Origin of the sequence: Dietzia sp. E1 (genome assembly GCF_014145015.1) — a bacterium.
Taxonomy (GTDB): domain Bacteria; phylum Actinomycetota; class Actinomycetes; order Mycobacteriales; family Mycobacteriaceae; genus Dietzia; species Dietzia cinnamea_A.
Genome location: NZ_JAALDU010000253.1, coordinates 1 through 5,852, shown reverse-complemented (window position 1 = coordinate 5,852; position 5,852 = coordinate 1). Strand labels below are relative to the sequence as shown.

The following is a 5,852-nucleotide window of genomic DNA, read 5'->3' as shown; positions in this document are numbered from 1 at the left end:
TGGCATCAACCTGTCTTAAACCAGGTTGACAACTTCCGGCCTGGCGTCTCGCTCTCTCGCATGGCGCCGCACGCCCGGCATCCGCTCCCGTGCATGGCGTCTCGCCTCCGCGGATGTACGGCCGAGTCATCGTCGCTCCCGGGCATGGCGTCCCGCCTGCGCATCGGTGCGCGCGAGACGCCATGGCTGCGGGCGGCTGTGGCCGGGTCGGCCGCGGGGCGGTCCGGGCTGGTCCCGAGCGGCTGTGGCCGGGTCGGCCGCGGGGCTGTCCGGGCTGGTCCCGCACGGCTGTGTCCGGGTCTGCCGCGGCGGTTCCGGACTGCTCACCCGCGGCTCTGGACTTTTGTGAGCCGCGGCACTATCGTCGTTTTCAGTTAATCTGACTTAACTGAAAGGGAGCGGCGCTGATGACTTCCGCGACCACCAATCGCCAGGCCCACGAGGAACTGCTCGCCGACCTCCGCGAGCGCCTCGAGCGGGCCGCGCAGGGCGGCGGGGAGAAGGCCCGCGCGCGCCATCTCGAGCGGGGCAAACTCCTCGCCCGGCAGCGCGTGGACGTCCTGCTCGACCCGGGCAGCCCGTTCCTCGAGCTCTCGCCGCTGGCCGCCGAGGAGATGTACGGCGGCAAGGCGCCCGCCGCGGGTGTCGTGGCCGGGATCGGGCGGGTCTCGGGCCGCGAGTGCCTGATCATCGCCAACGACGCGACGGTCTCGGGCGGCACCTACTACCCGATGACGGTCAAGAAGCACCTGCGCGGCCAGGAGGTGGCGCTGGCCAACAACCTGCCGTGCATCTACCTCGTCGACTCGGGCGGGGCGATGCTGCTGCAGCAGGACGAGGTCTTCCCGGACCGCGACCACTTCGGCCGGATCTTCTACAACCAGGCGACCATGTCCGCCAAGGGCATCCCGCAGATCGCCGCGGTCATGGGCTCGTGCACCGCGGGTGGCGCCTACGTGCCGGCGATGAGCGACGAGGCCGTCATCGTCCGCAACCAGGGCACCATCTTCCTCGCCGGCCCGCCGCTGGTGAAGGCCGCGACAGGCGAGGAGGTCACGGCCGAGGAGCTCGGCGGCGGCGACCTGCACGCCAAGACCTCGGGCGTCGTGGACCACCTGGCCGACGACGACTACGACGCGCTGATGAAGGTCCGCGAGATCGTCGCCACGTGCCCGCCGGCCCCCGAGCCGGACTGGGAGGTGCTCGAGCCCCGCGAGCCCGCGCGCCCCCAGAGCGACCTCTACGACCTCGTCCCCGTCGACTCCCGGAAGCCGTACGACGTCCGCGACATCATCGGCACGATCGTCGACGGCGGCGAGTACACGGAGTTCAAGGAGAACTACGGCACGTCGATGGTCACCGCGTTCGCCCACATCCACGGGCACCCGGTGGGGATCATCGGCAACAACGGCGTCATCTTCTCCGAGTCCGCGCTCAAGGGCGCGCACTTCATCGAGCTGTGTGACCGCCGCAAGATCCCCCTCGTCTTCCTGCAGAACATCACGGGCTTCATGGTGGGCCGGCAGTACGAGGCCGGGGGCATCGCCAAGAACGGCGCCAAGATGGTCACCGCGGTCGCGTGTGCCCGGGTGCCCAAGTTCACGGTCGTGGTGGGCGGCTCGTTCGGCGCGGGCAACTACTCGATGTGCGGCCGCGCCTACTCGCCGCGCTTCCTGTGGATGTGGCCCAACGCGCGCATCGCCGTGATGGGCGGCCCGCAGGCGGCGGACACCCTCGCCTCGGTGCGTGCCGCGCAGGTGACCAAGGCGGGAGGGGAGTGGACGGAGGAGCAGCAGGCCGAGTTCACGGCCCCGATCCGCGAGCAGTTCGACGAGCAGTCGACGGCGTACTACTCGACGGCCCGCCTGTGGGACGACGGGATCATCGACCCCGCCGACACCCGTACCGTCCTCGGCCTGGCCCTCGCGGCCGCGGCCAACGCCCCCCTCGAGCCGGTCAACAACGGCGTCTTCAGGATGTGAGCAGCGCCATGTCAGAGAAACTGTCACAGAAACTCCACACCGTCCTGGTGGCCAACCGGGGCGAGATCGCGTGCCGCGTGATCCGCTCGCTGCGGGCGGCCGGGATCCGTTCGGTCGCCGTCTACTCCGATGCCGACGCCGACGCGCTGCACGTGCGCATGGCAGACGCCGCGGTCCGCCTGGGGCCGGCGCAGGCCACGCAGTCCTACCTCGACCTCGACAAGGTCATCGACGCCTGCCGCCGCACCGGCGCGCAGGCGGTCCACCCGGGGTACGGCTTCCTGTCGGAGAACGCGCGGTTCGCCCGCGCGCTCGACGAGGCGGGCCTGATCTTCATCGGGCCGCCGGCGTCGGCGATCGAGACCATGGGTGACAAGATCACCGCCAAGGCGGCGGTGTCCGAGCGTGACGTGCCCACCGTGCCGGGGATCTCCAGGCCCGGACTGACCGACGACGAGCTCATCGCGGGCGCGGAGGAGGTCGGCTACCCGGTCCTCGTGAAGCCCTCTGCGGGTGGAGGCGGCAAGGGGATGCGCCGCGTCGCCGATCCCGCCGAGCTGCCGGCCGCGCTCGAGTCCGCCCGGCGGGAGTCCGCCGGCGCGTTCGGCGACGACACGCTGTTCCTCGAGCGGTTCGTCGACACCCCGCGCCACATCGAGGTGCAGGTCCTGGCGGACACCCACGGCAACGTCATCCACCTGGGTGAGCGCGAGTGCTCGCTGCAGCGGCGCCACCAGAAGGTCATCGAGGAGGCGCCCAGCGCGCTGCTCGACGAGGCGACCCGCGAGCGGATCGGTCAGGCGGCGTGCGACGCGGCGCGGTCGGTGGGTTACGTGGGCGCGGGCACGGTCGAGTTCATCGTCTCGGCCCACGCCCCGGACGAGTTCTTCTTCATGGAGATGAACACGCGCCTCCAGGTCGAGCACCCGGTCACCGAGATGGTCACCGGCGTGGACCTCGTCGACTGGCAGGTGCGCATCGCCGCGGGCGAGGAGCTCACGCTGCGCCAGTCCGACATCACCCTCACCGGCCACGCGATCGAGGCGCGCGTGTACGCCGAGGACCCGGCGAAGGGCTTCCTGCCCACCGGCGGCACGGTGCTCGGTCTCGAGGAGCCGTCCGGGGACGGGATCCGCGTGGACTCCGGACTGCGGGTCGGCACGGTCGTCGGCAGCGACTACGACCCCATGCTCGGGAAGGTCATCGCCCACGGCGCCGACCGGGCCGAGGCGCTGGCCCGGCTCGACGCCGCGCTGGCCGGCACCCACGTGCTGGGCCTACGGACGAACGTCGACTTCTGCCGCTTCCTGCTCTCCCGCCCCGAGGTGATCGCGGGGGATCTCGACACCGGGCTGCTCGACCGGTCGGTCGACGACTACGTCGCCACCCCGGCTCCCGAGGGCGCGCTGGTGGCCGTGGCGATGCACCGGACCGAGGAGCGGTGGGCCCGGGTGCCCGCGCGGCGCCGCGGCCCGTGGGACGTGCCCAACGGCTGGCGGATCGGTGGTCGCGCCGAGGTGTGGACGCGGCTCGATTCCGGGGCCGGCTCCGAGGCCGTCACCGTGGGTCTGAAGGGCACGCCCGACGACGCCGAGGTGACCATCACCGACGCGACCATCGGTTCCACCGAGGAGCCGAGGGTGGCGGCCCGCCATCACGCCCGGGTCGCGCGCGACGGCGCCTCCCTGAGGCTGACCGTCGACGGCACACAGCAGCGGTGGACCGTCGTGCGCTCGCGCGACCCGAAGGCGTCGGACACGTTCTGGGTGGCCGGCGACGGCGGCACGTGGGACCTGCGGCTGCTGCCACTCATCGACTCGCGCATCCACGACGCCGGGGCGGCGGACGGCCAGATCCTCAGCCCCATGCCCGGCTCGGTGATCGCGTGCTTCGTCTCCGACGGCGACGAGGTCACGGCCGGCCAGAACATCGTGGCGGTGGAGGCCATGAAGATGGAGCACTCGCTCACCGCCCCGATCGACGGCGTGGTCCGGATCCACGTCGGCACCGGCGAGCAGGTGCCCGCCGACCACCTGCTCGCGACCGTCGAGCCACACCCCTCCACTGATGAATCCGAAGGAGCAGGCGATGCCTGAGTTGGAAGAGCACTACGCGGACCTCAAGGCGACGGTCGCCGACTTCGCCGACAAGGTGGTCGCGCCGGCGTCCGCCGAGCACGACCGCAACCACACCTTCCCGTACGAGGTCGTGGCCCAGATGGGCGAGATGGGCCTGTTCGGCCTGCCCTTCCCCGAGGAGTTCGGCGGGATGGGCGGCGACTACTTCGCGCTCGCGCTGGCGCTGGAGGAGCTGGGCCGGGTCGACCAGTCGACCGCCATGACCCTCGAGGCCGGCGTGGGCCTGGGCGCCATGCCCATCTACCACTTCGGCACCGACGAGCAGCGCGAGAAGTGGCTGCCCGACCTGGCCGCCGGCCGGAAGCTGGCCGGCTTCGGCCTCACCGAGCCCGGCGCGGGCTCGGACGCCGGCGCCACCAAGACCACCGCCAAGCGGGACGGCGACGAGTGGGTGATCAACGGCAACAAGCAGTTCATCACCAACTCGGGGACCGACATCACGTCCCTGGTCACCGTCACGGCGGTGACCGGCACGCGCGACAACGGCAAGAAGGCCATCTCGACGATCATCGTCCCGGCCGGCACCCCCGGCTTCACCGCCGAGCCGGCCTACGACAAGGTCGGCTGGAACTCCTCCGACACGCACCCGCTGACGTTCGCCGACGCCCGCGTGCCGGTGGAGAACCTGCTGGGTGAGGAGGGGCGCGGGTACGCGAACTTCCTGTCGATCCTCGACGAGGGCCGCATCGCGATCGCCGCGGTGGCGACCGGTGCCGCGCAGGGCTGCGTCGACGAGTCGGTGAAGTACGCGCGTGAGCGCGAGTCGATGGGCCGCAAGATCGGCGAGTTCCAGGCCATCTCGTTCAAGATCGCCCGCATGGAGGCCCGCGCCCACACGGCCCGCTGCGCCTACCACGACGCCGCGCGCCTCATGCTGGCCGGCAAGCCCTTCAAGAAGGAGGCCGCCATCGCCAAGATGGTCGCCTCCGAGGCGGCGATGGACAACGCCCGGGACGCCACGCAGATCCACGGCGGCTACGGCTTCATGAACGAGTACCCGGTGGCGCGGCACTACCGCGACTCGAAGATCCTCGAGATCGGCGAGGGCACCACCGAGGTGCAGCTCATGCTCATCGCGCGCGGTCTGGGGTTGTGACGATGACCGAGCAGCGAAAAGAGGTCGTCCAGCGCGGCCTGTGGTTCGAGGAGTACGAGGTGGGCACCGCCTACCTGCACCGCCCGGGCCGCACCATGACCGAGGCGGACAACGTCCTGTTCACCACGCTCACCATGAACACGCAGGCGCTCCACCTGGACGCGGCGTGGGCGGCCGAGCAGCCCGGCTTCGGCGGGGAGCGGCTCATGAACTCCATGCACACGCTGTCCACGCTGGTCGGCCTGTCGGTCGCGCAGCTCACGCAGGGCACGATCGTGGCGAACCTCGGGTTCTCCGAGGTGAGCTTCCCCAAGCCGGTGCTGCACGGCGACACGCTCTACGCGGAGACCGTGTGCACCGACAAGCGCGAGTCGAAGTCCCGGCCGGGCGAGGGCATCGTCACGCTCGAGCACATCGGCCGCAACCAACACGGCGACATCGTGGCGCGCGCGGTCCGCAAGACCCTCGTGCGTAAGCGGCCGGCGGGGGAGGGGACGGCATGACCCCCGCCCCGACCTGGATCCCGCCCGGGCCCGCACTGCTGTTCTGCCCGGCCGACCGGCCGGAGCGCTACGGCAAGGCCGCCGACCGGGCGGACGTGGTGATCCTCGACCTCGAGGACGCCGTCGCGCCGGC

At 71.3% G+C, this 5,852-nt stretch carries 4 protein-coding genes and 1 pseudogene; all 5 read left to right on the top strand.

Annotation, left to right across the window (positions count from 1 at the left end; genetic code table 11):
- Positions 1 to 407 precede the first annotated feature (407 nt).
- The gene (locus G6030_RS09270; protein WP_063973131.1) at positions 408 to 1,982 is read left to right on the top strand and encodes a carboxyl transferase domain-containing protein; all 1,575 of its coding nucleotides are present in this window, start codon (positions 408 to 410) and stop codon (positions 1,980 to 1,982) included.
- A gap of 8 nt (positions 1,983 to 1,990) precedes the next feature.
- A complete protein-coding gene (locus tag G6030_RS09265; protein WP_182642936.1) occupies positions 1,991 to 4,078 on the top strand; it encodes an acetyl/propionyl/methylcrotonyl-CoA carboxylase subunit alpha in 2,088 nt (695 codons plus the stop codon).
- Positions 4,071 to 5,216 carry an acyl-CoA dehydrogenase family protein gene (locus tag G6030_RS09260; protein ID WP_182642935.1) on the top strand — a complete coding sequence of 382 codons (1,146 nt, stop codon included), beginning with the start codon at positions 4,071 to 4,073 and terminating at the stop codon, positions 5,214 to 5,216. The genes G6030_RS09265 and G6030_RS09260 overlap by 8 nt, the downstream gene beginning before the upstream one ends.
- Before the next feature lie 2 nt (positions 5,217 to 5,218).
- Positions 5,219 to 5,719, top strand: a complete 501-nt coding sequence (locus G6030_RS09255) for a MaoC family dehydratase (RefSeq protein WP_043568655.1) — start codon at positions 5,219 to 5,221, stop codon at positions 5,717 to 5,719.
- Positions 5,716 to 5,852 (top strand): annotated as a pseudogene (locus G6030_RS09250) (CoA ester lyase); the annotation flags it as partial. The gene G6030_RS09255 and the pseudogene G6030_RS09250, both read left to right, overlap by 4 nt.